Source organism: uncultured Enterococcus sp. (genome assembly GCF_913775425.1).
Taxonomy (GTDB): domain Bacteria; phylum Bacillota; class Bacilli; order Lactobacillales; family Enterococcaceae; genus Enterococcus_G.
Genome location: NZ_CAJYIS010000011.1, coordinates 12,406 through 37,569, shown reverse-complemented (window position 1 = coordinate 37,569; position 25,164 = coordinate 12,406). Strand labels below are relative to the sequence as shown.

Genomic DNA, 25,164 nt, shown 5'->3' with positions numbered 1-25,164 from the left:
CGTAAAAAAAAACAGGCATATCGTGAACCGATATACCTGTTTTTACTCGATTTTTTGTAAACGATGTTCCGTTACAATCATATTGATCAACGACATGATCACAGCTACCAATAACGCTGCCCCAAAAGATGAAAAACCAAATTTGGATACACCTACTAAGCTAGACGTTATTTGCAAAATCGCAGCATTGACAACAAAACTAAACAATCCGAGCGTCAAAAACGTTAAAGGAAGCGTGAGAAAAACTAAGATCGGACGTAAAAACGCATTTAGGACCGACAAAATCACACTAGCAAGAAACGCTGTAAACAAACTTTGGACATGAACCATCTGAGGCAACAACACCGAAAGCGAAATGAACGTTAAAATATTCATAATCAGTCGTTGCACATAATTCACTAGAAATCGCTCCAATCCTCATCATTTGTTTGATCTGGCTCGACTTTTTCCGCTTCTTTACGGGTAGAGCGATTGTTATTTTGGTAATATGGATTATCATGACCATAGCGTGTTTGACGCGTAGTACCATTTGGCATAATAATGGCTAACGCGATATACAATAAGATCCCTGGAAAGCCCGTCGACATTAATGAAAGAACGACATAGATGAGCCTTACAATGGTTGGATCAAATCCAAAATATTCTGCAATCCCCCCTAATACCCCAGAGACTACGCGATTGTCTGAAGATTTTGTTAATCTTTTTTTCATAATGATCACCTTTCTATTCTTTCACTTTCGATTATGCTTGTGTATCTTTTAAGTATACACTACCTGTGGTGGTGGACACATCGATTTGTGCCATATTTTCTGTAATTCGTTCGAATTCTAACAATTGATTCATTTTTTCGCGTTTTTCACGAATGATCTCATAATTGGTCAAGCGACTTTGGACAGCCCCGATATTCGTCTTCGCCACACCAGCCAGTCCTAAAGTAGGTGAGAGCGCCACTTTGACATCCCCATTGACAGAAGAAGCTTGTAATTTGCGTAACGTTTCTTCTTCAAACGTCAATTTAACGTCACCATTGACTAAAGATACCAGTGCTGTTTCCGGAGTTGTAGTCAAAATGATCGCACCGTTAATGTTTTCGATCACGGTATCGCGAATCGTTCCTGCTTCGATTCCAATCGATCCATTGACACCTTCTAATTCCAGCATAGTCGCATCGATATGATGAAGAACGATATCCCCATTTGTCGTCTTCATATAGACGTCTTTTGCTTCCAACTCTTCTACCTCGATCGTGCCATTTAACATCTTGATCGACACATGATCGTATACACGTATAGGTAAATAGACAGTAAGATCAGCCCGTACGCGCTTATTTGGCACATGTAAGCGAATCGTTTCGTGATCCACTTCAAGTTGGCTTCTTTCAGCAAACAATGCTTCTGGATTTTCAGAATGGAATTTTCCATATAATTTAATTTTAGCATCTACTTTAACAAACGCTTCATCCCAACGTTTGATACGGAATGTACCATTTGCGATTTTGACATCTAAGATCGTAGCGTCCGTAGGTTCAAAACTAAATTCTTTATCAAATTTAGTCGATGCCACACCAGGGACTTTCATATGAAAATCTTTCCATTCAACGTTTTCACTAATTGAATCAGAAACATTTTGCAATGTTCTAAAGAGTGCTTTGCTCAATTTCGTCCCGTGTTCGACAACTTTTTCGCTCGCAGTCGTTAATTTTTCAGATGCTTGTTCTTTCCAATCTTCAGGGATATCAAATTTTTGACTCATTTTTTCCTTAGAATACGTCCATTGATCACGACGGATCGCTTTCATCTCTTCTTCAAACGCACTACGTTCTTGATGTAACGTTTCGAGTTTTAGATCGAGTTGTTTGACTTCTTTTTCCAAGCGTTCACGTACTTGAATTTCTTCTAAAGAAGCATCTTCTAATTCTTCGTGTGTATAGTATTCAGTTAATGTATCTTTGATTGTCTGACGTTCTTTTGTGGCTAAATTGATTTGTTCTTGTACTCGATCCAAATCGGCCGAGATACGAGTCGTTTTACTCGCTAACTCATCTAAAATTGCTTCTAGATCTTGTTCTTGTTTTTTTTCATCTATAAAATCGGCTTCATCTGACGGTTGTGACTCTGCTTTATTGGCTTTGACTTGTTCTGCTGCCTTTTCGATTTGTGAAGCATCTTTATCTTGTGCAATGCCCTCTAATAAATCCAAGGCTTCTTCCGTTGAAAGGACACCTTTTTTCACCAAGTCTAAAATTCGTTTTCTTTCATTCATGGAAATGCCTCCTAAACTTTTTTATAAGCATTCTTGCTTACAAGACTATTATGCCAAATTTTTTGATAAAACACATAGGTCTAAAGTACCAAAAAAAGATCCTTCTAAAAATAGAAGAATCGTTATTGTGCTTGTGTAATATAGTGGGCAATAATCTCGACGACTTCATCGATTGATTTACCCGTAGTATCGACTAACACCGCATCTTTAGCCTGTTTTAACGGTGAAATTTCTCTTGTCGAATCAAGATGATCTCGTTGTTTGATTTCTTTTGTCAATGTATCTAAGTCCGTCAAGATCCCTTTTGTTTGATTTTCTTGGTATCTTCTTTGCGCCCGTTCGGTTACACTAGCGACTAAAAAGATTTTAACTTGTGCATCAGGCAATACAGCGGTCCCGATATCACGGCCATCCATAATCACTTGACCATTTTGTGCGATAGCTTGCTGTTGTTTAACCAGCTCCTCACGAACGAGTTGATGCATCGCCACTTCTGAAACGTTATTCGTGATTTCAGGCTGTCGGATAGCTTCTGTCACATTTTCGGTACCAACAAAGACTTGTTGTTCCTTATCGACTTGTTTAAATGTAATCGGATAGCGGTGCAATAAATCGACTAACCCTGCTGCATCTGAAAATGCAATTTTATGCGTTACAGCCAGATAAGTCACTGCCCGATACATCGCTCCGGTATCCGTATAGATAAAGCCAAATTGTTTCGCCAATCGTTTCGCAACAGTACTTTTTCCAGACGAAGCTGGACCGTCGATTGCGACTTTTATTCTTTTCATGTTATTACCAATCCTTATCGTTTAGACTCAATCCCCATAAAAAAAACCGCTCAGGCGGTTTTTATTTGATTCGTACTTGTTGTCCTGGTGCAAAAAAGAAGTTATCCATTGTCATACCATTTAATTGCAATAATTTCTCTACACTAATCCCTGCACGTGCAGCAATTTGGTTTGGACCTTCACCAGACAATACTTCAATCGTTTCTCCTGAAACAGTAGAACTAGAAGGTGTCGTTTCTTCGACTACCTCACTACTTGCACTAGAAGAAGGCACGGTTTCTTCTGGTTGAGATTCTTCTACCGTTTCGCTAGAAGAAACCGTTTCTGATGTTTCAGAAACAGTTGTACTTGTAGTCGTTTTCGTCGTACTACTTGAGGCTTTTGCAACTTCTGAACTACTACTGCTCACTAAACTTGCAGCTTCCGTTTTTTGTTGATGAACCCAAATTCCAACAACAGTAGGAATCGCTACACATAAAAATAAAAGAAAAAGTACAATAGATAAAAAGAGTGTATTGCCTCGTTTTTGTTTGTATTGTGTGGATCGTGATGCATTTTCTTGGGTCTCTTCTTCGTAAATTGGTTGTTCCCATGGTTCTTTTTGTTCATCTGAACGGTTACTTCGTTTGTTCACAATTCGTCCCTCCTGATAATCTCTTCGAAACATTATACCATAGCTATTTTCAAATATGCAGAAAATTTTTGAAAAGTTAATCTTCTTTAAAAATTTCAGCCAAGCGAGACATCCATGGTAATTGTGCCGTTTTTTCAAAAAGAGCGCGTGGCGTCGTAGGCCATGTTGCACCATCTAGGGCACAACAAGGATGAACGTTTGAACCGTCTTCACCAAAATAAGCTAGAAGAACGTGTCGATAACACTCATCTTCTTTGATATAAGCTTGCATGTTTAGTAGCTTTTGTTGTTTGACTTCTTGGTATTTGATTAACATGGGTACAAATTCAGGATTTTTTTTCGCTTCGCGTAACCATTTTGTTTGCAACGTTTCTTGCTTGGGTAATAGTCTTTCTGGCTCTTTTTGCTTTAATAACCACTGCAACTGATCAATTTCTTCATGCAATTTTTCTTGAAAGAAATGATGGATTTTCTCATCAAAAGATTGGTACAAAAGCATTGCGTAACTTTCTTGACCATCTCGACCAGCCCGACCGATTTCTTGGATATAATTTTCAATCGAATCGGGTAGATCATAGTGGATCACAAAGCGGATATCTGATTTATCGATCCCCATTCCAAATGCATTTGTCGCAATTAATATTTGAAGTTGATTCGTTTGAAATTGCTGTTGCAAACTACTGCGTTCATTGGCAGTCAACCCACCATGATAGTATCCGACAGCATAATATTCATTCAAGTATTGATAGACTTCTTCTACTTTTTTACGGGTTGCACAATAAATGATTGTCGCACCTTCTCCTAAAGCGAGCACCTCTTTTAAGGTAGTCAATTTGTCTTCTGTTTGGCGTACAAACAGTTGAATATTCGGGCGATCTACGGAGTACACGATCGTTTGATATTTTTCAGGAAAAAGCAACTCGATGATTTCATTGCGAACTTCAGGTGTCGCACTCGCTGTCAAGGCTAGTGTAAGTGGATGACCTAGCGTCACTTTGATCGATTGCAATTGACGATATTCGGGGCGAAAATCCATTCCCCATTGTGAGATACAATGCGCTTCATCTACTACAAATAATGCGATTGGCAATTGCTTTAGAGCTTGTAACAATCGCGCTTGGTGCAACATTTCAGGACTTAAAAATAAAAATTTGTATTCTGCTAAGTGCGTTAAAATATAATAACGCTCTTCTTTCGTCAATTGACTGTTTAAGTAGGTCACATTCGCTATTTTTTGCTGGCGTAATTTTTGAACTTGATCCTCCATTAAGGAAATCAGTGGTGTGACAATAATGACGATTCCTTCTAATAATAACCCCGTTAATTGATAACATACACTTTTTCCTGTTCCTGTAGGCAATTGTGTCAGTGTATCGTTTCCATTTAACAAAGATGCAATCGTTTCTTTTTGTCCTTTACGAAAGGTCGAAAACCCAAAATGGTCATATAGTCGTTGTTCTAATTTTTGCAAGTGTCTCACGCTTTCTTTTAATTTGATAGAGGCGATAGGTTAAAAAATCAACCTCAGGAATTCCTAAGCGCTCTTGTACCTCTTTATACGATACTAAATATATATGTTCTTTGGTGAAAAACGACTGTTCAAATAATGAGAAATCAAAATGCTCAAAGGGAAACTGTTCATCTAATATTGCCCACTCGATCAAGTGATCTCGTATCGTACTCGCTTTTAGTCCACGTTTTTTTGCAATCGATTCGATCGTTGGTGTTGTGAAAAACATTTTTCTTGTCGTCAGTACACTCTGATTCAAGGTCTCAAAAAAAGGTTGCTTTACAATTTGATAAAGGATGTAATTTGGATGTGTTAGAATCATTTGATAGAGAAAATGCCACGCGCTTGCACGATATAATTGTCCTTTTACCGTATTGACCTCAGGAAATAATTGATAAAAGGTTTCGCCAACGAGTGTTCCACCAGATAACGTGCCGACCAGTAAATTACTTTGTTCTGTGGGCAATCGTGAAAACAACAGATGCAACTCGTCAAAAACGTGTCTTTTCTGATTCTTTTCTTTTAAAAGTGCTCGCTCAATGATATGAAGGTAATATGGTGTCATCTCCAAATCTCGCATTGGGGTTGTTTGAGTCAACTGTTGGATAAAATATTGAATCAAACGCCAAGCGGTCTCATCTTTTCGCCCAAAACGAAAATAGTTGATATGTTGGTAGTCATCTGTCTCAAGAAAAGACAGTGTGCCTTGTTCCTCTAAATAAAGCACCCCTTCTTGTATTCTTAACTGCTTTTGTTTGATTAATACGTCAATTTCTTGTTTGTATTGTTTTTCTGTTAGGTGTGGCAAACAACCTAAATAAGGCAGTAGCTCCATAAAAAATGCATAACTTAATACTGAGGACGTTTTCTTTCCAATCAGTACTTGATATAATGTCGTCAGTTTTAACTTGTTCTTTTTTTGTAATAACGCTAAAATAAATTCAGTCAAGTGATCACCTCAAGAAAGTAGGAATAAAAATGTCTCATACGACATGTACACTGATCCCAGAACGTTGTATTGCATGCGGCTTGTGCGCTGTCTATGCACCACAAGTCTTTGATTATGATGAAGAAGGGATCGTATTGTTCAAAGAAGAACCACATGCAAAAAAGCAGTTCATTCCCACAGACGAATCTACATCTGTCTTAAAAGCTTATCAAAAATGCCCGGTTCGTGCAATTGTAATCGAATAATGTGGATACGAAAAAATAGGCGGTTTGCTTTTCGCAAACCGCCTATTTTTTATTTTGAATATTGACGATAATGGATCGTACCGATTTGTTTTTTAGATAACCATGGCAATAATTTAGCATATAAGGCTAAGAAAACGATACTCACGAGCGAGGCTTTGATCAAATTAAATGGTACCACACCAATCGCTACGTATTTTGCCAGTGACATCCCTAAAAAGCTAGTCGCACTTGCATTAAAGAAATATAGATAAATCGGTGTAATGACAAAATAATTCGCTAAGCTCATAAATGTCGTCATCGCTAAGATCCCTGTAATCACACCAAACGCTTTGTGAAAGACTAATTGTTTACGATGTTGGAAGAAATAATACATCGGCAATACAAATGCTGATGTTGCCATAAAGCTAGCTACATCGCCAACGATATTCGTTGGATTGGCTGCCCCTGTCATCAAAAGATGAAGTGCTGAACGGATCAACGCTGTTAAAATTCCTGCTAATGGTCCATATAAAAACATGCTCAGCAATACCGGAATATCACTAAAGTCAACTTTCATAAATCCAAATGCCGGAATCACCGGAAATCCGAAAAACTGTAAAACCAATCCCATTGCTGCAAATAGTGAAATAGCCACCATTTTTTGTACCTTCGTGTTCTTCATTCAAATATCCTCCTAATAGTTTAGGAAACATCTTCACAGAAGCTTATTTATCTTTTCTAAAAGAAAAAGTACCCTATTTTCGTATACGAAAATAGGGTACTTGTTTTGATTAATTTAGACAAAACAAATACGCCCTATCTTCTTTATCCAGACTGTACTGTCGGTAACGGAATTACACCGTATCGGCTACAACACACGGTTGTGTATCGCAGTTCGTGGACTATTACCACCGGTCGGGAATTTCACCCTGCCCCTGAAGACGAACCTTAAATTTTATTTGATAGGGTTATTATACACGCCTTTGCTTCTCTTCTCAAGTAATTCGTTTGTTATTTACTACTTTCTAAAAGTGCATTGATCTCTTTTTTCGATAACTCACGAAATTCGCCTGGACGTAAATTTCCAAGCGTCAAGGGTCCATACTGCTCCCGTTTTAATTTTTGGACAGGCAATTTAACTGCTTCTAGCATGTGCTTGACTTGATGGTTTTTTCCTTCATGAATCGTCAATTGTACGATACTCGTCTTTGCTTGATGATCGGTAGATAAAATATCAAAGCGAGCAGGTGCATATTTTTCACCCTTGTAGCGAATCCCTCGTGTCAAAGGCTTTAGATCTTGTGGTAATGCTACACCTTTGACTTTTGCTACATATTTTTTTTCTACTTCATGCTTGGGATGTGTTAAACGTTGCGCAAAATCACCATCATTTGTCAACAACAATAAACCAGATGTATCATAATCCAAACGCCCTACTGGATAGATACGTTCAGAAACATCACTGAAATAATCGGTAACGACTTTACGTTTTTTATCATCACTTACTGCCGAGATAACCCCTCGAGGTTTGTAAAACATAAAGTACACGTCTTGCTCACTACTAATCGGCACACCGTCTACAGCAACCTCATCTTTTTTACTGACTTTTGTTCCTAATTCCCGAATGACTTGTCCGTTGATCGCCACACGCCCTTCTAAAATCAATTGTTCTGCTTTTCTGCGTGAAGCAATCCCTGCTTGCGCAATTACTTTTTGTACTCGTTCCATTATTCGTTCTCCTCTATATCGATAATCGGCTCAAAAAGATCTTGAATCGGTTCTTCTAAATCGGCCGTCATGACATCTAAATCTGGTAATTCGCTTAAATCTTTTAACCCAAAATAATTCATGAAATAAGTCGATGTCCCGTACATAATCGCACGTCCCGGTCCATCCACGCGACCTTTTTCTTCTACTAATTGTAGTGCTACTAATTTTTGCAGTGATCCAGAGGCCTTAACCCCGCGGATCGCTTCGATCTCGACTCTCGTGATAGGTTGTTTATAAGCGATAATCGCCAATGTCTCTAATGCCGCTTGGGATAGACGTCCTGCAAGCGGAGAGCGCGCGTATTCTTTTAATAAAGGAGCCAGTAGTGGTTTGGTCGCTAAACTAAATTGTTGTCCTGTTTCCAAAATACAAAAGGCACACTCTGGATCTTGTTCGTAACGCTGATTTAATTGCTGGATTTGTTCATACACTACTGCTTTTGATCGTTGTAAGATCGTACTTAGCTCATTTAAGCCAATGCCTTCTTGACCTACGATAAAGAGTAATGCTTCAATCTCTTGATATGACTTCATGTAAGTTTTCTCCTGGATAGATCTTGATTTCTTCATACTGAGAAGGTTGGTCTACTTTAATTTTTTGATACTTCATCAATTCAAGCATCGCCATAAATGTAGTGACAAGCTCTTCTTTTGTCCCGGTGACTAATAATGTCTCCAGCGTACAGCCAAATACAAAATTAGTCTGTAATTGCTTGGTGATCCATTCGATTTTTTCATCTACGGTCGTTTCATCTTTTGCGATCGAAGCTTCGATTTTCTGACGCTTTTTCTTCTTTTCTAATAACTGATGAAAAGCTAAGAACAAGTCGATCGTATTAAATTGATTTGCAGCAAGTTCACTGGGAATCTCTTGATACGCTTCTAGTTCGAGTGGTTCGCTATGAAAAAAGGCACTGCGCTCAAGTGCAAACGAGGACAGTCGTTGCGCAGCCTGTTTGTATTTTTTATACTCGATCAACTGCGCAATCAATTGTTCTCGAGGATCTTCTTCTTCAAAATCGATCCATTCTTCTTCAAGTTCTTCTGTTGGCAATAACATTCGGCTCTTCATCGCCATTAATGTCGCTGCCATCACCAAATATTCACCTGCAACTTCTAATTCAAGATGTTTCATCGCGTGAATATACGTTAAGTATTGATCGGTGATTTCAGAAATCGGAATCTCATAGATGTCTAATTCCAATTCACTTAATAAATGAAGCAATAAATCGAGTGGTCCCTCGAAAATTGCTAATTTGACTTTCATTTCTTCCATTTTATGTACTCCTATGCACGAGGAAAGTATTGTTTATACACTTCGGTCATTCGTTTTTTAGTGATATGTGTATAGATCTGTGTGGTCGAAATATCTGCATGTCCTAGTAATTCTTGAACTGTTCTAAGATCTGCACCATTTTCAAGTAGATGTGTAGCAAAACTATGACGTAATGTATGTGGAGTGACCGTTTTAAAAATCCCTGCATCGCGTACGATTTGTTTTAGATTTTTCCATACTCCTTGGCGACTTAATTGTTTGCCATGATGATTGACGAATAAGACCGTCTCGTCTGGATTTTTTTTGACAAGTAGTGGTCGTGACTCGTCTAAATAACGTTCGATCCATTCGATTGCCAAATCACCTAAAGGGACGATCCGTTCTTTATCACCTTTACCTAATGTTTGAAGTAGCGCCATATTTAAATGGATATCACTTAGACGCAAGTTGATCACTTCGCTGACACGTAGTCCAGTTGCATACATCACTTCTAATAACGCACGATCGCGAATACCTAAAGTTGTCTGAGTATCAGGCGCTTGGATCAATCGCTCAACTTCTTCAAGACTCAATGTATCTGGCAGTGCTTGCTTTTTTTTTGGCGTTTCGATATGTTGCATTGGATCATGATCTGTTACACGCTCTTGACGTAAAAATTGATGGAACCGGCGCAAACTTGAAATCATCCGTGTCACGGTCGCGGTCGATTTACCTGCTTGTTGCAATGTTTCTAAAAAATCGATCACGAGATAACGATCGACTTGTTGCCAATCGCTGATGTTTCGCTTTGTCAAAAACGTCATATATTGGGTGAGATCACGAGCATAACTTTGTCTAGTATTACTTGACAAGCCTCGCTCGATTGTCAAATAATGCAAGTATTCTTCGATCTGCTCATTCATAGTCTCACATCCTTCCCATCTTCATTGGTCTATCATAACAAATTTTTTAGCTAAACGATACTGATTTTCACCAAAATAAAACAAGCAAAAGATTACTCTTTTGCTTGTTTGATCTTTTCTTGACACTCATGGCAAATCCCGTGAAACGTCAATCGATGATCTTTTACGATGAAACGATAGCGATCTTCGACAACTTCTTCCACACTGCCCAAAAGGTCTTCTTCAATTTCTTCAATATTGCCACACTCTAAACACAGCAGATGGTGATGGAAATGTTCCGCACCTTCTTTTCTTAGATCATAACGCGCAACGCCATCATTAAAGCTTACTTTATTGACGACATGTAATTCTGTTAAAATTTCTAATGTGCGATAGACCGTAGCCAAGCCGATCTCTGGGCTTTTTTTCTTCACAAAAAAGTAAATTTCTTCAGCAGAAAGATGCTCTTTTTCATTTTCCAATAATACCAAGACCGTCGCTTCTCGTTGAGGAGTCAATTTAAATCCGGAATCATGAAGTTGCTGCTTCGTTTTTTTCAAGGCAGAAACAGTGTTCACGAGCATGCACCTACTTTATCATTATTCTCATTTACACAATTGGTAAAGGATTCTATACTAGAATCATTATAATTTACTTTTCAGTTTTCGACAAGTCTTCTTGAGGAGTTGGTGCAAGTAATTGTGTTTGTCCATCTGCTTGTTTGATCAAACGCGCTTTTAATAGATGCCCGATTGCACGTTTGAACTGCCCTTTACTGATCCCAAACATTTGCTTGATTGCTTCTGGATCAGATTTATCTGTATACGGCATCGTACGTGTCGGTGTCCGCTCCAGATACGCTAGGATCATAGCAGCGTCATCACTGATAGCTTCATGTGCACGTGGTTTCAACGACAGATTCAACACACCATCAGGACGGATTCCAATGACGCGACCATTGACGACTTCACCCAAACGAGGTTCATTAAAACGCTCAGATGGATGGATAAATCCAATATAAAAATCGTCGGTCAACAGATACGTTCCCATTAATTTCAAACGAAAAACAGTTCCTGAAATATCTTTGTTTTTCAAATCAGGCGTTCCATTTTTAGATAATGCTCTAAAAATCTTTTCTTCTGCTATTGAAGCCCAAATACGATTTTTAGCATCGACTGTTAATTGGACCATCAAACGGTCCCCTTTTTTAGGCCACAGTTCACGCATCGTAGGCAATTCATCAAGGGATACGGCGATATCTTTATCCGGTAGGCCGATGTCTACAAATACGCCTAGATCTCGACGAACATCTTTAACCGTCGCAAAGGCAAAGTGTCCTTTACGACTTTTAGGAATTTGAGTGGTAAAACAATTGTCTTGACTTTGATTTTGATATCCAAATCCTTCTACTGCTTCACCTAATTTGTGTTCTCCTTCTGATTTTAACAAACGAAACGTCACACCATTTTTTTGTACATAATACGCCTGATCATTTTCATCAATGATCAAGCCAGTAAAGATACTTGCTAATAATTCATTCATAGTTGTTCTCCTTTTGAACTAAGAGATCTTAGTTCGTTCCATTTCCATTTCCTTTAAAGAAGCCAGTTTTGTCATTGATCGTCGCGATATACATCGGTATCCCTGATTCTCCAACTCCACTTAATAAACGAGATTCATTTGTGGTCGCATATAGATTATAATATCCTTGCCCATTTTCAATCCGCGCACGTTGCAAATAAAACCCACCTGAGACGATATACCCTCTTGCAATACATTGATTGATCACTGAGTCATATACGCCATCTGCCCACTGCCACGCTTCGCTTGTACTATTATCGATATCACTTTGACGTGATGCAATAATGGGGCGATTTTCTTTATTTACAGGTGTGGATGCCGAAAGCACCTGACTAGCTTGACTATATTGCGTATTGGCTGTAATTTTAGCTAACATCGCATCTTCACTTGCTTGTTGTTCAGCCGCGGCTGCTTGCGCTGCTTTTTCTTTTTCCGCTTGCGCTTTAGCGGCTTTTGCCGCTGCTTCGCGTTTATCTAAAGCAGTTTTCACTGGTTTTAATTCATTTGTAAGCTTGGTTTTTAATGCCGTATCCTTTAATGCATTGACTTGTTTTAAGGTATCTGCATATGTCGTATTGGTGACACTTGTAGCCAGTTCTTCACCTTTAAGTCCAGAAGTGAGTTTTGCTACTGCTTCTTTCACTGTTTGCGCTTGTTCCACCTGTTTTTGACCGATCGCTACGGCTTGATTATACGCTTTTTCAAAAGTCGTATCACCGTTAAGTGGCACCGCTAAAAACGTTTGGGTATCGACAACATAAGCTTTTTCATTTACTTGACCGTCGACTAAAACTGGTGAATCGAATTGCTCGTTTAATGTCGTTTCTTGTTCATATTGTGTCAATAGTGTAGTCAAGAATTGATTGGTTGCTTTTTCGTCTTTGATTCCTTTATAGTTTGTCAATTGTTTTTGATAATCCAGTAATTGTTGTTTCGTTGTTGTACTTTTAATGATTGGCTCTGTCTTCAAAGTAGATAATGCTTTTACCTCTTGGCTAATCGTGGCAACAGTTTGTTCTTTTTTGACTAACGCTGCTTGGGCTTGACGTTCAAGCTCTTGTTGATGTGCATAATACACACCACCACTCACACTGATGATAGCGATCACCGCTACTGTGTACCATACAATACGCTTTTGTTTCTTCGACCATTTTTTACGCGAACGTTTTACACGCTTCGTTTTTAGAGGCTGTTCTTCTTTTGGTTCTTCTTTTGGTTCTTCTTTTGGTGATTGATTTTGCTCATGATTGGTCGCCAAGGTATCAGTAGCTGGGATAAAACTTTCAGAAGCAGCTTCAGGAATGACCTTCGTAGTCGTTTCTTGGTTTAAAAGATCTACAGCCTTTTGAACTTTTTGCTCCGCTTCACTTGTAGGTGTTGACGATGTGACTTCATCGATCAACGCTTCACTCGTTTCTAAAATCATATCTTGATCTATAACTTCGTTAGCTACAATTGGCAGACTTTTTGCTTCTAGATCTACATGTTCTGCTATCTCTTTTGTTTCCTTAGTATTCGCTGTTTTTATTTCTTCTGTTTCTTCTGTTTCTTCTGTTTCCGCTATCTCTTCTGTTTCCGTCGGCTCTTTTGGCTCCATAAGTTCTTTAGATTCCGAAATGTTTGCTATAGTATCCTTTTCTTCATCTTCAGATGGCTCGCTTTCTGGTTGAACAAACGCAGCATCGTTTGGTAACGGATCTGTTTGTTCCTCGGTGTGATCCGTTTCTTGACTTGCTTGTTCTGTTTCTTTTTGGCGGATCAATGCTTTAATTTCTTCTTGTGCTTCTAAATGACGTCCTTCTTTGTACGCTTTTAGATAAGCCGCTAAAATCGGATCATCTTCAAACTCTGTTACAGGTGTCTCTGCTAAATCGCGTTCTGGACGATCGACCGTTTTTGAAACTTCAGTTGGCTCTTCCACACTCGTTTCATCATAAAGATGATGAAATTGATCCATGACTTCCCCTAAAGAAATTTCTTTTAATTCCGCCCACTCTATATTGTCGTTTTCGACCGCTTCACTTGTTTCAGGATGATCGACTTGATCTTCACTGATTTTTTTGGCGATATTCTCTTTTATTTCTGCTTTACAATTGGGACAAATTAAATCCCCGTTAAGTGGTTCAAAACCACAATTTGGACAAGTTTTCATGTAGTACCACTCGACTCCTTTTCTTTCATTCACAGTACTTCTATCATACACTATAATAAAACGTAAAAAAAGCAAAGTTACAAGACTGTAAACGAAACTCTATAAACGAAAAACAGTGACTTTCAAAAGCTTACGCTTCTAAAAGCCACTGCCAGTATCTTTATTCTAAAAAGTCTTTTAATTGTTTCGAACGAGAAGGATGGCGTAGTTTTCTCAATGCTTTTGCTTCGATTTGGCGGATACGTTCACGCGTTACACCAAATACTTTCCCAACTTCTTCAAGCGTACGAGTACGGCCATCATCGATTCCAAAACGTAAACGCAATACATTTTCTTCACGATCCGTCAATGTATCTAGCACATCTTCTAATTGTTCTTTTAGTAATTCATATGCTGCATGTTCAGCAGGACTTGTAGCATCTTGGTCTTCAATAAAGTCACCTAGATGTGAATCATCTTCCTCACCGATCGGCGTTTCCAATGATACTGGTTCTTGAGCGATTTTTAAGATTTCACGTACTTTTTCAGTTGTTAGATCCATTTCCGCTCCAATTTCTTCAGGTGTTGGTTCGCGCCCTAAATCTTGAAGTAATTGACGTTGGATACGAATCAATTTATTGATGGTTTCAACCATGTGCACTGGAATTCGGATGGTACGTGCTTGGTCAGCAATCGCACGTGTGATCGCTTGGCGAATCCACCAAGTTGCATATGTTGAAAATTTAAATCCTTTACGGTAATCGAATTTTTCAACAGCTTTCATCAAACCCATATTTCCTTCTTGAATTAAATCCAAGAATTGCATACCACGACCAACGTAACGTTTTGCAATACTTACAACGAGACGTAAGTTCGCTTCAGCAAGACGTTGTTTTGCTTCTTGATCGCCTTCTTCGATTTTTAACGCTAACTCGACTTCTTCAGCTGCTGTTAACAATGGTACACGGCCGATTTCTTTTAAGTACATCCGAACAGGATCATTGATCTTAACGCCGTTTGGTGCAGAGAGATCTTCCTTTGTTTCTTGTTTTACTTGTTTTTGAGTTGCCTTTAATGCATGAACAGAAGGTTCACCATTTTCATCTACTACACTGATTCCTGCGTCTTCCACTTTTTGAATTAATTTATCCATGCCATCTGCATCTAATTCAAACGGTGTTGCCAATTGATTGGTCAATTCGCTATAAACTACTTGTCCTTTGACTTTATTTGTTCGAATAAAGTCGTTTACTGCTTTTTCATATGTTTTTTTTGCTTCTTCTGCCATGAAAGAGGCCCCCTTCAGTGCGATACTTGTATCTGCTTTAATTGTTTCGTCAATGCAATAATTTCCATTGCTAATGCTATCTCTTGTTCGTTATTGCCTAGTTGCGTCGCACGTTTTTGTGCGAGTGTCTTTTCTTGAATCTCGTGTGTAATACGCGCTAGTTCGAGCTGTTTCATCAACTCTTGAAATTCCAGGTCGGAACCTTCTTGCGACACATTTTGTGCCACGATATTCAACACAAGCGTGCGCAATTCTTCCTCTTGTAAAAAATCTAAGAAGCGAGCGACTTCAAACTCTTCTTGCGTTGCACAATACGTATCTAGCAATACATACAAAGTCTGGTATTGCTCATTTAAAAATACTCCAGTAGTTTGTTTAAATTTTGTACGATAACTGCTTTCGTGCATCATTCGGTACAACAATAACTCTTGTACTCGTTGAGCCAACGTTTTTTTTTGCTGTCGTAACGGCACATTTACTGGTTTTGTTTGAAATTGAATTGGCTGTACTTCTTTTTGGTACATCTGCACTTGTTTTTCTAACGTCGCACGCTGTAAATCAAATTTTTCAGCCAATTGTGTTAAATATTGATCTTGCTCAATCAAGGAATTGACTTTAGCAAGTTCTTTTAAGACGATTTCTAAATAAGCGACACGTTCTTTTTCGTTTTTTAAATTATACTGTTTGGCCAAAAAATCAGCAGTAAATGAGAACGGTGTTTGTTGCTCATGTTCGACTAATTGCAAAAACGCTTTGGCGCCATGTTGTTGTATGAACTCATCTGGATCAATCCCATTGCCTAGTTGCACCACACTTAAATGCAAACGGCTATGTTCTTGTAATAAATCAAGTCCTCTTGCAGTCGCTTCTTGACCCGCGCGATCGCCATCGTAACAAAAAACTAAATTCGTAGCCAACTGCTCTAATCGTTGAATCTGTTGGCTGGTCAAACTAGTCCCCATCGAGGCTACACCAGAAGTCAGTCCAGCACGAAAAGCGGCAATGACATCCATAAAGCCTTCAAATAAATACACCGTTCCTTGTTTACGAATCTCTGCTTTAGCTTTATCCAAATTAAACAACACATTTCGCTTGTTGAAAATTGGAGTTTCTGGTGAGTTGAGATACTTGGCTTGCTCGCTTTTTTCATCTGACAACTCAAACCAACGTCCAGAAAACGCAATCGTTTTTTTATTGCCGTTACGAATCGGAAACATGATTCGTTGATAAAACCGATCTAAAAGTGAGCCATCATCACGTTCGATGAATAAACCAGATTCTATATACGTCGTTTTATCATAAGCTTCTTTTTCAAAGATTCGTTCTAAAAATTCTCGTTGTGGTGGAGCAAACCCGATTTGAAATTCTTCGATCAATTCATCTGTCATACCGCGATTGTACAAATAAGTCAAAGCTTCTTGGCCAACTGCTGTATTGACTAAAATATGATGATAAAATTGTGCCGCCTTTTCATGTAACGCATATAAGGGCGAATGTTGTGTATTCGTTGACGTCTGTGCTTGATCTCGATAGTGAACGTCCAGTTCGATTTGTTCTAAATCTGCGATTTTTACGACGGATTCTGCAAACGATAGACCTTCGATTTCTTGCACAAAACGAAACACATTTCCACCTTTACCACAGCCAAAACAATGGAAGATCTGTTTGTCTTCTGCCACTGTGAATGATGGTGTTTTTTCTGAATGAAACGGACATAATCCAGAGTAGTTACGTCCAGATTTTTTTAGTTGGACATATTGTCCTACAACTTCCACGATATTCGTCCGTTCTCGAATATCATCAATGACCTCAGAAGGAATTTTACTCATCGCTTTCACCTCCTAAAAGGGTGCATGAAACATCGGTAAAAAATCGCACTAATGGTCATTAGCGCGATTTTCCCAATTTGACAGTATTCTACTTTTATTATTGTATCATAAACTCATAAGATTTCAAGTGTTTTGATTACTTATATTGCTCTTCTAAACGACTCATAAATGCCCCTAATGCGATTCCTAAACCAAGCAAGATGACACAACTTACATAGCCTAATGCACTGACTCCAGCGTAGTCGATTGGAATGATCATTACCGTAGATGCTAATACGATCCCTAAAATCACATGAAAGAACAACGCGTACCAGCGAGACAAAATAAAATCCACAAGCTTAGAGAAGACCAATACAGTGACAATCCCACCGATTGCAATCGGTAGTACTACTGCTATGTCTAGCGTTTTGATCCCATCAGACATCGCTTTATACATGCCCATATAGACTAAAAAGTTTGACGGGCTAAGTCCAGGAACGATCATGCCTAAACCAATCAATCCTCCAGCAATCGTCCACGTCCCCAAATTTTGATCGACTTCGGTAAATAAAGCAGCTCCTTGCCATAAAAATAAAAAGCCGATTACAAAGCTGATAGCAAAGGCTAACCAATCCCGCGAAGTTCGTCCATGTTTTTTCGCTTCTTTAAACAAAGAAGGTAATGTTCCGATAATACAACCAACAAAAAACCATAAAATGATCGTTTCGTATGCACCTAATAAAAAACTAACCAAAAACGACAGTAAAAACACACCCGTAATCCCGCCTAACCCAACCGGAATAAAAAAGAGGACATTCTCTTTAAAGTTACGGGTTAAATGCGCCAAAAACGAAATAATCCGCTCATAGATTCCAAAAATCGCGGCTAAAGCACCACCACTGACTCCTGGTAAAATAAATCCTGATCCAATAAACATCCCTTTAATAAATCGTAAACCCCAATCATTACGCCTTTTTTTCTGCTCCATCCTCAATCTCCTTTTTAAGTATCAAATAATGAATTACTCAATTTAATTTTCCATTGATTCGTCTTCACTAGATCTGCGTAAAACATATTCCCACCATTATGATACAAATAACCCCCATTATATAAAAATGATCGCCAAGCATAGTAACGATATTGTTCTCGTTCTTGGTTGCCTAGTTGCGGTGATAAAATATCTTTAGAATAGCTTTCAGCTAATTCTACTGTATTTTCCCCTCCATTTTTTGCTACATAATCAATATAATCTAACCCATAATTGTATGCTTGAACGGCAGTCCAAATATCGGTTTTGAGTTCTTTTGAACGTTGAATCGCTTGTGCCAAAAACGCGACGCCTTGTGTTATACTCTGAGTAGGTGTTGAAATTTGACCTGTCTCGCCCGTATAGCTTTCTGAACTTTGCATTGGATCTTCGCCTTTACCTTTCGATTCAGTAAAAATAATACTCAATGCCAAATCTTTATATTCTGAGATCCCATTTTCTACAAGGGCTTGTTCAACTTGAGTATCAAACTGATGAACTTGTTTTAAAATTTGATAATTGCGATACACCATAAAACAAGTCGCAAGTACAATCGTGACACAAAAAATTCGTAAGCTCAAAAAGAAAAGTGTATCCAGTTTTTTTAACATTTGTATCAACCTCTTCTTTCGCTCTTTATAGCCTACCTTTTAGGGCGTTATCTGTCTATCGTTGTAAAAAAAAAATCGGTGTTTTTAATAAAAATTAAAGCTTTAATCTTACAATAGTGTTCGCAAATAAAGGTGTACGGCACTCGATTTGCTTGTTATATTGTAAGGATGGAAAGTAGGTGATGCTTTGAAACAATCAAAAACACTCCTTCTTGAAGATGGTTCAACGCTAGCTTATCGTATTTACGGTCATGGTTTTCCATTGATTTTGTTGCATGGAAATGGAAACACCGGCGCGTACTTTGAACGTCAAGTTCCTACTTTTGCAAAGTATTTCCAAGTGATCGTGCTTGATAGCCGTGGTCATGGTGCATCAACAAATGTGGCCAAACATATCTCCTATCGTTTAATGGCTCACGATGTCAAACGTTTGTTCGAAGTAGAACACTTAAAAAGCGCCCACTTATTAGGCTTTAGTGATGGTGCGAATATTGCCATGGCGTTTGCCTCTGAGTATCCAGATTGTGTGGCAAAACTCGTACTCAATGCTGGCAATATCGAAGTTCATGGTATGCGTTTAGTCATCGAGTGGTTGACTTATATCGAATACTTTAGTGTTTGGCTACTTGGACGTTTCATCCCTTATTTTAAGGCCAAGACGCCTATTATTCGGCTCATGATTCAAGATACAGAGATCACGAAAACAGATCTAGCCCATATCACGGCAAAAACACTCGTGATTGTGGGCAAAAAAGATGTCATCAAAGTAGAGCATTCGTTTGCGATCGCCTCAGCGATTCCAAACTCCCGCTTTGTGCTTGTTGCCAATCACGGACATCGTTTGGCAAGAACCTCCCCCGCATTGTTTAATCATGAAGTATTAAATTTTTTGAGAGGATAAGGTGAAAAAATGGAAAAATTGATTAGGTGGTTTAAACAACATATTACATTTTTCAAATTACTGTTTGTGTTTGCGGTACTGATTATCGTCGTAGCTGAATTATTGTCAATCAGCAAGACGATTTCTTTGGAACGATTGAATGAAATGTTTGATCGTATTCCTTTATGGCAGTTAGGCGTCATCGCTTTAGTCGGACTCCTATCTGTTGCGCCTATGTTAGGTTATGATTTCACATTGAAAAAATTATTAAAATTAGAATACTCGAACTTTTATATTTTCGAAACAAGTTGGATCATCAATACCATCAACAATATTGCTGGATTTGGGGGAATCGTCAGTATTGGGTTACGCAATGAATTTTATGGTAAGGGTTCTAGAAATAATAAAGTGATCAGTTCATTGACGAAAATCTTTGTTTTTGTTCTTTCGGGATTATCGATTTATAGTTTGCTTTCATTAATCGCAGTCGAATTTTTCGATCGATCAGCCTACGTGAAACAATATTGGATCTGGTTGCTCGGTGCAGCAATTTATTTCCCAATCGTCTTTTTATTATCCCAACGAAAAAAAGAAGGATTACTTTCTGGACTATCTTTTAAAGAACAATGCGCACTCGTTGGGACATCGTTTTTTGAATGGACTGGAATGATCGTTACATTTTCATTAATTGGCTATTTTTTAAACGTGCCCGTTTCAATCGCAGATAGTATTCCTTTATTCATCGCGGCGACAGTTATTGGGATCATTTCCTTGATTCCTGGTGGATTGGGTAGTTTTGATGTCATGATGATTTTAGGGTTTTCTTCTTTAGGTGTTCCTAGAGAAATCGTGGTCTTGTGGCTGGTCATCTATCGAATCGCGTATTATTTGTTGCCATTTGTTATTGGATTACTCTTATTTTCACGTCACTTATTTTTAAAGCTAGACAGTCGCTACAACGAAATCCCACGCCAATTGGCTGTAGAATTATTCCATAAAGTCGTCGTTGTATTGCTTTATTTTTCAGGGATGTTGATGGTCTTACTAGTCACAGTACCAGAAGTATTTTACAAAACGAAGTGGCTTGAACGGTTTAATCCATTTGGACTTCATTTGATCTCAGAATTTCCAAGTATTATTTTAGGTTTTTCGTTGATCATCATGGGACGTGGTATGGCAGCAAGGGTGAAGCGTGCTTACTATCCAACGATCGTTTTACTTGTATTGACGGCGATCTATGCCTTTACCACCGATTTTAGTTTAGTTACCGTAACCTATCTAGTCCTACTATTATTGATGGTTATCGCTTCTAAAAGTGAATTATTCCGAGAACAACTGGTTTATTCTTGGGAATGGATGACTATCGACGGTGTAATTTTTGGTTTATTGTCTTTATTATATGTAGTATTGGGTGTCTATAGTTTACCCGCTTTTAAACATCATGCTCATCCACATCGTCCAAAATTTGTAGAATTCTTACTCTTTCCGTCTGAAAAAATTTGGCTTTCAGGTTTTATTGCCATTTTAATCGTCGTTGCGTTTATTTCATTATTTACGCGCTACTTAAAAGGAGCAAAAAAATCAGTCAGCCAACCATTAAATAAAGAGGTCGCTCAAACCATTCTTCAGACATATGGAGGAAATATCGATAGTGAATTGGTCTTTTTAGGAGATAAAGAACTCTTTTTATACCCTGAAGAAGAACCTACTGTTTTCTTACAATTGCGCACGTATAATAATAAATGTGTCGTCATGGGAAATCCTTCAGGAAATCAAGAAGATTTTCCTGCTGCTATTGAAGCCTTCGTCAAAACTTGCGACCGCTTATGCTACTTACCGGTATTTTATGAAGTCGATGAATCAAGTGTATTGACTCTTCATGAATTTGGTTATGACTTTATCAAGATGGGTGAAGAAGCACTCGTGTACTTACCAGAGTTTAGTTTAGCTGGTAAAAAAAATCGTGGGATCCGTTCATTAATGAATAAGTTAGCTAAAGAAGGCGTGACGTTTGAAGTACTACAACCGCCTTTTACAGCAGAGCAAATGGCCACGTTTAAAGAAATTTCAGACAGTTGGCTAGATGGTCGTAAAGAAAAAGGTTTCTCATTGGGCTTTTTTGATGAAACTTATCTGCAACGCAATCCAATTGCCGTGGTGAAAACTGCAGAAGGTGAGATTGTTTCGTTTGCCAATATTATCCCAACTTATACCAAAGAATCCGCTACGATTGATTTGATGCGCCACCATAAAGAAAAAGCACCTTCTGGTACGATGGATTTTCTCTTTGTTCATCTATTTGATTACTTGAATCAAGAAGGAATCGAGTACTTTAACTTAGGGATGGCTCCACTATCCAATGTAGGCAAGTACCGTCAAAGCTTTATTCAAGAGCGCATCGCCGCTTTAGTCTATGAATTTGGTTCTGAATTTTATTCATTCCAAGGACTGCGTGATTATAAATCAAAATTTACTTCGATTTGGCATCCACGCTACACCTTATACTCTCGCGACAGCTGGATTTTATATGTCATGATCACCTTATTGATCATTGATAATGCACCACCTAAACAATAAAAAAAAAGGTTGTGACAATGATTGTCACAACCTTTTTTATTGGTTAGGTGTTCTAGAAGTAGCTTATTTCTTGGAGCTGCCCACTTCCGTCCGTCACACCCTCTTTATTTACATGTCGTGCGTTTCAGTGATTTCTTGAATATCTTTTAGCGTAACCGTCAAACTACCATCTGCTTGTTGAATAAATTCAACATAATCTGGATCGCGATACATCTCCATTGGAATGATCAATTCAATGCCATTTGAAAGTTTGATTTTTTGTTTACTAAATTTACGCGCAGAGAGTTCTTTGACATCATCGATCATCGGCGCTTGATCAATGACCCCTTTTTCTTCGACTTCTTCTTTAAATGCTAGTTGTGCGGTAATATTTTCTTTAAACACTTGAGTTGCGATTTGATCAAGTTCGATTGTTTCATTTTCTTCAAAAGTTTGCGCTAAAGCTTCTTGGATCGTCGCGGCCAATTCTACTTTAGGTGTCTCAAATTTTTCACCGATTTTTTCAGCCGTTTTTTGGATTACTTTGATGTTTTGTTCAAATGATAAATGCGGAATCGTTTCAATAACTTGGTTTGAAAAATAAGTACGCTTCTCACCAGAGAAGGCATATTTTTTTTCTAACAACTCGTATTGCAGCGTATCTGCTTGTACGACAAAGCTCTCTTCAGCTTTTTTCGTTATCGCAGAAAGCAACGCACGATGGACTAATAATTCATTGATAAATCCCGTATCATCAGAATCAATAAAATGAGTATAGCCTGTTGTAAAATCCACCTTCAACCAAGCATAATACTCGTTTGCATCTTTTTCAAATCGCACAAAAAAGATGTCGCAACTTGGCGCTTCTTCGCTTTCTTGATAAGCTTGATACCATTTTTCAACAACATGATGGCTAAGCTCGATAAACGAATACTCCGCGCGTTTTGTCAATAAACTGCCTATTTTTGAGTCTTGTTCCAGTGTGCCCACAAGGGTTTGGGGTGAACTGGCTTTTTTGATTTTTTTTTCTAAATATTCGCGAATGTACTCTTTTGATAAATCTAATGGTTGTGAAGAAAGAATCGGATCTCCAGTTTCACGGTCCACAATATGTACTACAGCTTCTTTTAAATAAATATCCATATCTCTCCTCCAATCGCTACTCGCTCAGTGTATCAAATTTTACTCCTTTCGCCAACATCAACTGCAATGTTTGACATTTCATAAGGGATTGGTAAACTAATTGTGAGGTGAACGCTATGACAATTGAAGAACGTATCAACCAATTAACGCCGGAAATCAAACGTGCGTTAAAACCCGAGTTTATTTTTATGATCAATCAAGACGTAATCCAACATTTCCCAATTCGTCAATGGAGCGCCAAACAAATCAAAAAGGAAATCTTGGCTCACTATTCATCGGTTAAGACGACAACGGTCAATCATCAACTGGTCTGCTATGGAACAAGCGATGAACCGATTATGATTATCCCTAGAGTAGCGACTTTTGCTGAACTAGGATGATAACTCTCATTGTTTTATCATTTTTTTAGAAATAACTGTTCAAATGCATATTTTTTTCTTATAATCAATAAGTATTGAAAGGGGCTCATTATGAAAAAGAAACAATTAGCAAAATTAAAAAAACAATTTAGACCATCCTTTGAAGGAGCAAGAAAACAATTATTTGATGCAATGATTGAAAAAGCAGCGGCATTATACCAATTAAATATCCGCGTATTTATCGATCCAAAGCAACCAAATGATATGATGATTGAATTACTTGATCCTACAGAGCGTGATCAACAAATTAAAGTACCTTTAGATGATAATTTTAAAACAGTTGTCAAACGCATCCAAAATGAAGAAAAAGGATTGCTTGATCGTTTTAGCGAAAATCTAGTAGAAGAAATCGCTAGCTACTGGTCACCAGATGCGGCACGTAAGCAAGTATCAACTCCTGAGAAAAAAGCTACTCCAGCAAAAGCTGAAACCACTTCAGCTAAAGTCACGGATGATAAATCCACTGACGCGGCAGCTTTTGCCACTTTTAGTGAGAAAATTAGTGCCTTTCCAAAATTTGCAGTTAAAGAAACTGCACAACAAATTGAAGTTGTAGAAAAGACAGCTAAGGAAGAGCGTTTATTAGCAACGATCTCAAAAACAGAGGAAAATAGTTTTACGATCGAAACAGCGTTAGAACGTAAATACAAATTAAAATTAGACGTGATTCCAGTGATTGAAGCATTTGCTAAAACACCACTAGCCAATCGTTAAAAAAAAGCATCCCAAATTGGGATGCTTTTTTAAACTGGTTCGTGATGATTCGAACTCAGTTCACTGATTTTTCCGGTCGCTAAGTATACGATCCATTCACAAATATTTGTCACATAATCACCAATACGCTCTAAATATTGTGCAACGTATAAATAATCCGTACCACTAACTACTGTTTCAGGATTTGCTTTCATTGCCGCAATCGTTTTATAGTAAATATCGTGGTAGTAATCATTGGTCCGCTTGTCCATTTGCGCAATCATACGCGCATCTTTCTCATCGGTTTTCACATAAGCCACTAATACATTATCAACCATTTTTTTCACATAGTCAGACATTTCAGAAATCTCTTTTTCGATATCTAAAATACGAGTCTCACCTTTTACGCGGATCGTTGATTTTGCGATCGAAACGGCATGATCTCCCATACGTTCTAAATCAGAGCTTGCTTTCATGACTGTAATGATCATTCTTAGGTCAGTCGTAACAGGTTGTTGTAGGGCAATCATTTCGAAGCTTTTTTTCTCTAAGCGAATCTCCATCCCATTGATTGTTTCATCGTGTTCGATGACTTCTTGTGCCAATGCTTTATCATGTTTGACATAAGAGCGAACCGATTTATGGATAGCATTGCTTACAAGCATCCCCATTTCATAAAACTGGTTGTGCAAATTCAATAAATCTTCTTCAAATTGCGTACGTAACATATC

General features: G+C 38.2%; 26 protein-coding genes and 1 riboswitch. Of the genes, 5 read left to right on the top strand and 21 right to left on the bottom strand.

All coding sequences use genetic code 11. The features are described 5' to 3' along the window. Positions 1–42 precede the first annotated feature (42 nt). From QZ413_RS00985 to QZ413_RS00955, 7 genes are all read right to left on the bottom strand, one after another. Positions 43–399: a phage holin family protein gene (locus tag QZ413_RS00985; protein ID WP_297074634.1), complete on the bottom strand. Its 357-nt coding sequence runs from the start codon at positions 397–399 to the stop codon at positions 43–45. After that, positions 399–710 (bottom strand): PspC domain-containing protein, encoded by a 312-nt coding sequence (locus QZ413_RS00980; protein WP_297074632.1) that lies wholly within the window; start codon positions 708–710, stop codon positions 399–401. The genes QZ413_RS00985 and QZ413_RS00980 overlap by 1 nt, the downstream gene beginning before the upstream one ends. Before the next feature lie 31 nt (positions 711–741). Continuing rightward, positions 742–2,262, bottom strand: a complete 1,521-nt coding sequence (gene liaX / locus QZ413_RS00975) for a daptomycin-sensing surface protein LiaX (RefSeq protein ID WP_297074631.1) — start codon at positions 2,260–2,262, stop codon at positions 742–744. Positions 2,263–2,384: 122 nt separating this feature from the next. Next, a complete protein-coding gene (gene cmk, locus QZ413_RS00970; RefSeq protein WP_297074630.1) occupies positions 2,385–3,053 on the bottom strand; it encodes a (d)CMP kinase in 669 nt (222 codons plus the stop codon). Between the two features lie 61 nt (positions 3,054–3,114). Beyond that, a complete protein-coding gene (locus tag QZ413_RS00965; RefSeq protein WP_297074629.1) occupies positions 3,115–3,720 on the bottom strand; it encodes an SAG1386/EF1546 family surface-associated protein in 606 nt (201 codons plus the stop codon). Positions 3,721–3,763: 43 nt separating this feature from the next. Continuing rightward, positions 3,764–5,167, bottom strand: coding sequence for an ATP-dependent DNA helicase RecQ (locus QZ413_RS00960; protein ID WP_297074628.1), 1,404 nt, complete (start codon positions 5,165–5,167; stop codon positions 3,764–3,766). Then, positions 5,130–6,146 (bottom strand): helix-turn-helix domain-containing protein, encoded by a 1,017-nt coding sequence (locus QZ413_RS00955; protein WP_297074627.1) that lies wholly within the window; start codon positions 6,144–6,146, stop codon positions 5,130–5,132. The genes QZ413_RS00960 and QZ413_RS00955 overlap by 38 nt, the downstream gene beginning before the upstream one ends. A gap of 29 nt (positions 6,147–6,175) precedes the next feature. Here QZ413_RS00955 and QZ413_RS00950 point away from each other — a divergent pair, with 29 nt between their 5' ends. Beyond that, complete coding sequence (locus QZ413_RS00950) at positions 6,176–6,391, top strand: ferredoxin (RefSeq protein ID WP_297074625.1); 216 nt, start codon at positions 6,176–6,178, stop codon at positions 6,389–6,391. Between the two features lie 49 nt (positions 6,392–6,440). On the opposite strand, the gene QZ413_RS00945 is transcribed toward QZ413_RS00950, so the two are convergent. From QZ413_RS00945 to QZ413_RS00890, 12 genes are all read right to left on the bottom strand, one after another. After that, on the bottom strand, positions 6,441–7,052 hold the full coding sequence (locus tag QZ413_RS00945) for an ECF transporter S component (RefSeq protein WP_297074624.1): 612 nt from the start codon (positions 7,050–7,052) through the stop codon (positions 6,441–6,443). 132 nt (positions 7,053–7,184) lie between these two features. Further along, positions 7,185–7,317: riboswitch (FMN riboswitch) on the bottom strand. Positions 7,318–7,381: 64 nt separating this feature from the next. Next, on the bottom strand, positions 7,382–8,098 hold the full coding sequence (locus QZ413_RS00940) for a pseudouridine synthase (protein WP_297074623.1): 717 nt from the start codon (positions 8,096–8,098) through the stop codon (positions 7,382–7,384). Then, complete coding sequence (gene scpB, locus QZ413_RS00935) at positions 8,098–8,673, bottom strand: SMC-Scp complex subunit ScpB (protein ID WP_297074621.1); 576 nt, start codon at positions 8,671–8,673, stop codon at positions 8,098–8,100. Before scpB ends, QZ413_RS00940 begins: the two co-directional genes overlap by 1 nt. Beyond that, a complete protein-coding gene (locus QZ413_RS00930; protein ID WP_297074620.1) occupies positions 8,651–9,415 on the bottom strand; it encodes a segregation/condensation protein A in 765 nt (254 codons plus the stop codon). The genes scpB and QZ413_RS00930 overlap by 23 nt, the downstream gene beginning before the upstream one ends. An 11-nt stretch (positions 9,416–9,426) precedes the next feature. Beyond that, on the bottom strand, positions 9,427–10,317 hold the full coding sequence (xerD, locus tag QZ413_RS00925) for a site-specific tyrosine recombinase XerD (RefSeq protein ID WP_297074619.1): 891 nt from the start codon (positions 10,315–10,317) through the stop codon (positions 9,427–9,429). 92 nt (positions 10,318–10,409) lie between these two features. Continuing rightward, positions 10,410–10,874: a Fur family transcriptional regulator gene (locus QZ413_RS00920; RefSeq protein WP_297074618.1), complete on the bottom strand. Its 465-nt coding sequence runs from the start codon at positions 10,872–10,874 to the stop codon at positions 10,410–10,412. Positions 10,875–10,947: 73 nt separating this feature from the next. After that, positions 10,948–11,838: a S1 RNA-binding domain-containing protein gene (locus tag QZ413_RS00915; protein ID WP_297074617.1), complete on the bottom strand. Its 891-nt coding sequence runs from the start codon at positions 11,836–11,838 to the stop codon at positions 10,948–10,950. Positions 11,839–11,866: 28 nt separating this feature from the next. After that, entirely contained in the window at positions 11,867–14,029 is a 2,163-nt protein-coding gene (locus QZ413_RS00910; protein WP_297074616.1) for a cell division site-positioning protein MapZ family protein, read from the bottom strand. A 160-nt stretch (positions 14,030–14,189) separates the two neighbouring features. After that, positions 14,190–15,296 carry an RNA polymerase sigma factor RpoD gene (gene rpoD / locus QZ413_RS00905; RefSeq protein ID WP_297074615.1) on the bottom strand — a complete coding sequence of 369 codons (1,107 nt, stop codon included), beginning with the start codon at positions 15,294–15,296 and terminating at the stop codon, positions 14,190–14,192. A gap of 14 nt (positions 15,297–15,310) precedes the next feature. After that, positions 15,311–17,125 carry a DNA primase gene (dnaG, locus tag QZ413_RS00900; protein WP_297074613.1) on the bottom strand — a complete coding sequence of 605 codons (1,815 nt, stop codon included), beginning with the start codon at positions 17,123–17,125 and terminating at the stop codon, positions 15,311–15,313. Positions 17,126–17,261: 136 nt separating this feature from the next. Continuing rightward, a complete protein-coding gene (locus tag QZ413_RS00895; protein ID WP_297074612.1) occupies positions 17,262–18,092 on the bottom strand; it encodes a DUF368 domain-containing protein in 831 nt (276 codons plus the stop codon). A 14-nt stretch (positions 18,093–18,106) separates the two neighbouring features. After that, the gene (locus QZ413_RS00890; protein ID WP_297074611.1) at positions 18,107–18,742 is read right to left on the bottom strand and encodes a lysozyme family protein; all 636 of its coding nucleotides are present in this window, start codon (positions 18,740–18,742) and stop codon (positions 18,107–18,109) included. A 187-nt stretch (positions 18,743–18,929) separates the two neighbouring features. Here QZ413_RS00890 and QZ413_RS00885 point away from each other — a divergent pair, with 187 nt between their 5' ends. Both QZ413_RS00885 and mprF read left to right on the top strand, forming a co-directional pair. Next, positions 18,930–19,643 (top strand): alpha/beta fold hydrolase, encoded by a 714-nt coding sequence (locus tag QZ413_RS00885; RefSeq protein ID WP_297074609.1) that lies wholly within the window; start codon positions 18,930–18,932, stop codon positions 19,641–19,643. Between the two features lie 9 nt (positions 19,644–19,652). Next, positions 19,653–22,199 carry a bifunctional lysylphosphatidylglycerol flippase/synthetase MprF gene (mprF, locus tag QZ413_RS00880; RefSeq protein WP_297074608.1) on the top strand — a complete coding sequence of 849 codons (2,547 nt, stop codon included), beginning with the start codon at positions 19,653–19,655 and terminating at the stop codon, positions 22,197–22,199. A 108-nt stretch (positions 22,200–22,307) separates the two neighbouring features. Here mprF and QZ413_RS00875 read toward each other — a convergent pair whose 3' ends face one another. Next, positions 22,308–23,321, bottom strand: coding sequence for a nucleoid-associated protein (locus QZ413_RS00875; RefSeq protein ID WP_297074607.1), 1,014 nt, complete (start codon positions 23,319–23,321; stop codon positions 22,308–22,310). A 116-nt stretch (positions 23,322–23,437) separates the two neighbouring features. Here QZ413_RS00875 and QZ413_RS00870 point away from each other — a divergent pair, with 116 nt between their 5' ends. Beyond that, entirely contained in the window at positions 23,438–23,701 is a 264-nt protein-coding gene (locus tag QZ413_RS00870; protein WP_297074606.1) for a hypothetical protein, read from the top strand. A gap of 90 nt (positions 23,702–23,791) precedes the next feature. Continuing rightward, positions 23,792–24,454 carry a hypothetical protein gene (locus QZ413_RS00865; RefSeq protein WP_297074605.1) on the top strand — a complete coding sequence of 221 codons (663 nt, stop codon included), beginning with the start codon at positions 23,792–23,794 and terminating at the stop codon, positions 24,452–24,454. Between the two features lie 29 nt (positions 24,455–24,483). Here the strand turns inward: QZ413_RS00865 and phoU are convergent, their stop codons facing one another. Beyond that, entirely contained in the window at positions 24,484–25,161 is a 678-nt protein-coding gene (phoU, locus tag QZ413_RS00860; protein WP_297074604.1) for a phosphate signaling complex protein PhoU, read from the bottom strand. Positions 25,162–25,164 lie beyond the last annotated feature (3 nt).

Excerpts from the sequence above, each read along its gene's own strand:
- QZ413_RS00980 (WP_297074632.1), bottom strand. The coding sequence starts at position 710 with ATGAAAAAAAGATTAACAAAATCTTCAGACAATCGCGTAGTCTCTGGG.
- liaX (WP_297074631.1), bottom strand. The coding sequence starts at position 2,262 with ATGAATGAAAGAAAACGAATTTTAGACTTGGTGAAAAAAGGTGTCCTT.
- cmk (WP_297074630.1), bottom strand. The coding sequence starts at position 3,053 with ATGAAAAGAATAAAAGTCGCAATCGACGGTCCAGCTTCGTCTGGAAAA.
- QZ413_RS00965 (WP_297074629.1), bottom strand. The coding sequence starts at position 3,720 with ATGTTTCGAAGAGATTATCAGGAGGGACGAATTGTGAACAAACGAAGT.
- QZ413_RS00950 (WP_297074625.1), top strand. The coding sequence starts at position 6,176 with ATGTCTCATACGACATGTACACTGATCCCAGAACGTTGTATTGCATGC.
- QZ413_RS00945 (WP_297074624.1), bottom strand. The coding sequence starts at position 7,052 with ATGAAGAACACGAAGGTACAAAAAATGGTGGCTATTTCACTATTTGCA.
- QZ413_RS00940 (WP_297074623.1), bottom strand. The coding sequence starts at position 8,098 with ATGGAACGAGTACAAAAAGTAATTGCGCAAGCAGGGATTGCTTCACGC.
- scpB (WP_297074621.1), bottom strand. The coding sequence starts at position 8,673 with ATGAAGTCATATCAAGAGATTGAAGCATTACTCTTTATCGTAGGTCAA.
- QZ413_RS00930 (WP_297074620.1), bottom strand. The coding sequence starts at position 9,415 with ATGGAAGAAATGAAAGTCAAATTAGCAATTTTCGAGGGACCACTCGAT.
- xerD (WP_297074619.1), bottom strand. The coding sequence starts at position 10,317 with ATGAATGAGCAGATCGAAGAATACTTGCATTATTTGACAATCGAGCGA.
- QZ413_RS00915 (WP_297074617.1), bottom strand. The coding sequence starts at position 11,838 with ATGAATGAATTATTAGCAAGTATCTTTACTGGCTTGATCATTGATGAA.
- QZ413_RS00910 (WP_297074616.1), bottom strand. The coding sequence starts at position 14,029 with ATGAAAACTTGTCCAAATTGTGGTTTTGAACCACTTAACGGGGATTTA.
- rpoD (WP_297074615.1), bottom strand. The coding sequence starts at position 15,296 with ATGGCAGAAGAAGCAAAAAAAACATATGAAAAAGCAGTAAACGACTTT.
- dnaG (WP_297074613.1), bottom strand. The coding sequence starts at position 17,125 with ATGAGTAAAATTCCTTCTGAGGTCATTGATGATATTCGAGAACGGACG.
- QZ413_RS00895 (WP_297074612.1), bottom strand. The coding sequence starts at position 18,092 with ATGGAGCAGAAAAAAAGGCGTAATGATTGGGGTTTACGATTTATTAAA.
- QZ413_RS00890 (WP_297074611.1), bottom strand. The coding sequence starts at position 18,742 with ATGTTAAAAAAACTGGATACACTTTTCTTTTTGAGCTTACGAATTTTT.
- mprF (WP_297074608.1), top strand. The coding sequence starts at position 19,653 with ATGGAAAAATTGATTAGGTGGTTTAAACAACATATTACATTTTTCAAA.
- QZ413_RS00875 (WP_297074607.1), bottom strand. The coding sequence starts at position 23,321 with ATGGATATTTATTTAAAAGAAGCTGTAGTACATATTGTGGACCGTGAA.
- QZ413_RS00870 (WP_297074606.1), top strand. The coding sequence starts at position 23,438 with ATGACAATTGAAGAACGTATCAACCAATTAACGCCGGAAATCAAACGT.
- QZ413_RS00865 (WP_297074605.1), top strand. The coding sequence starts at position 23,792 with ATGAAAAAGAAACAATTAGCAAAATTAAAAAAACAATTTAGACCATCC.
- phoU (WP_297074604.1), bottom strand. The coding sequence starts at position 25,161 with ATGTTACGTACGCAATTTGAAGAAGATTTATTGAATTTGCACAACCAG.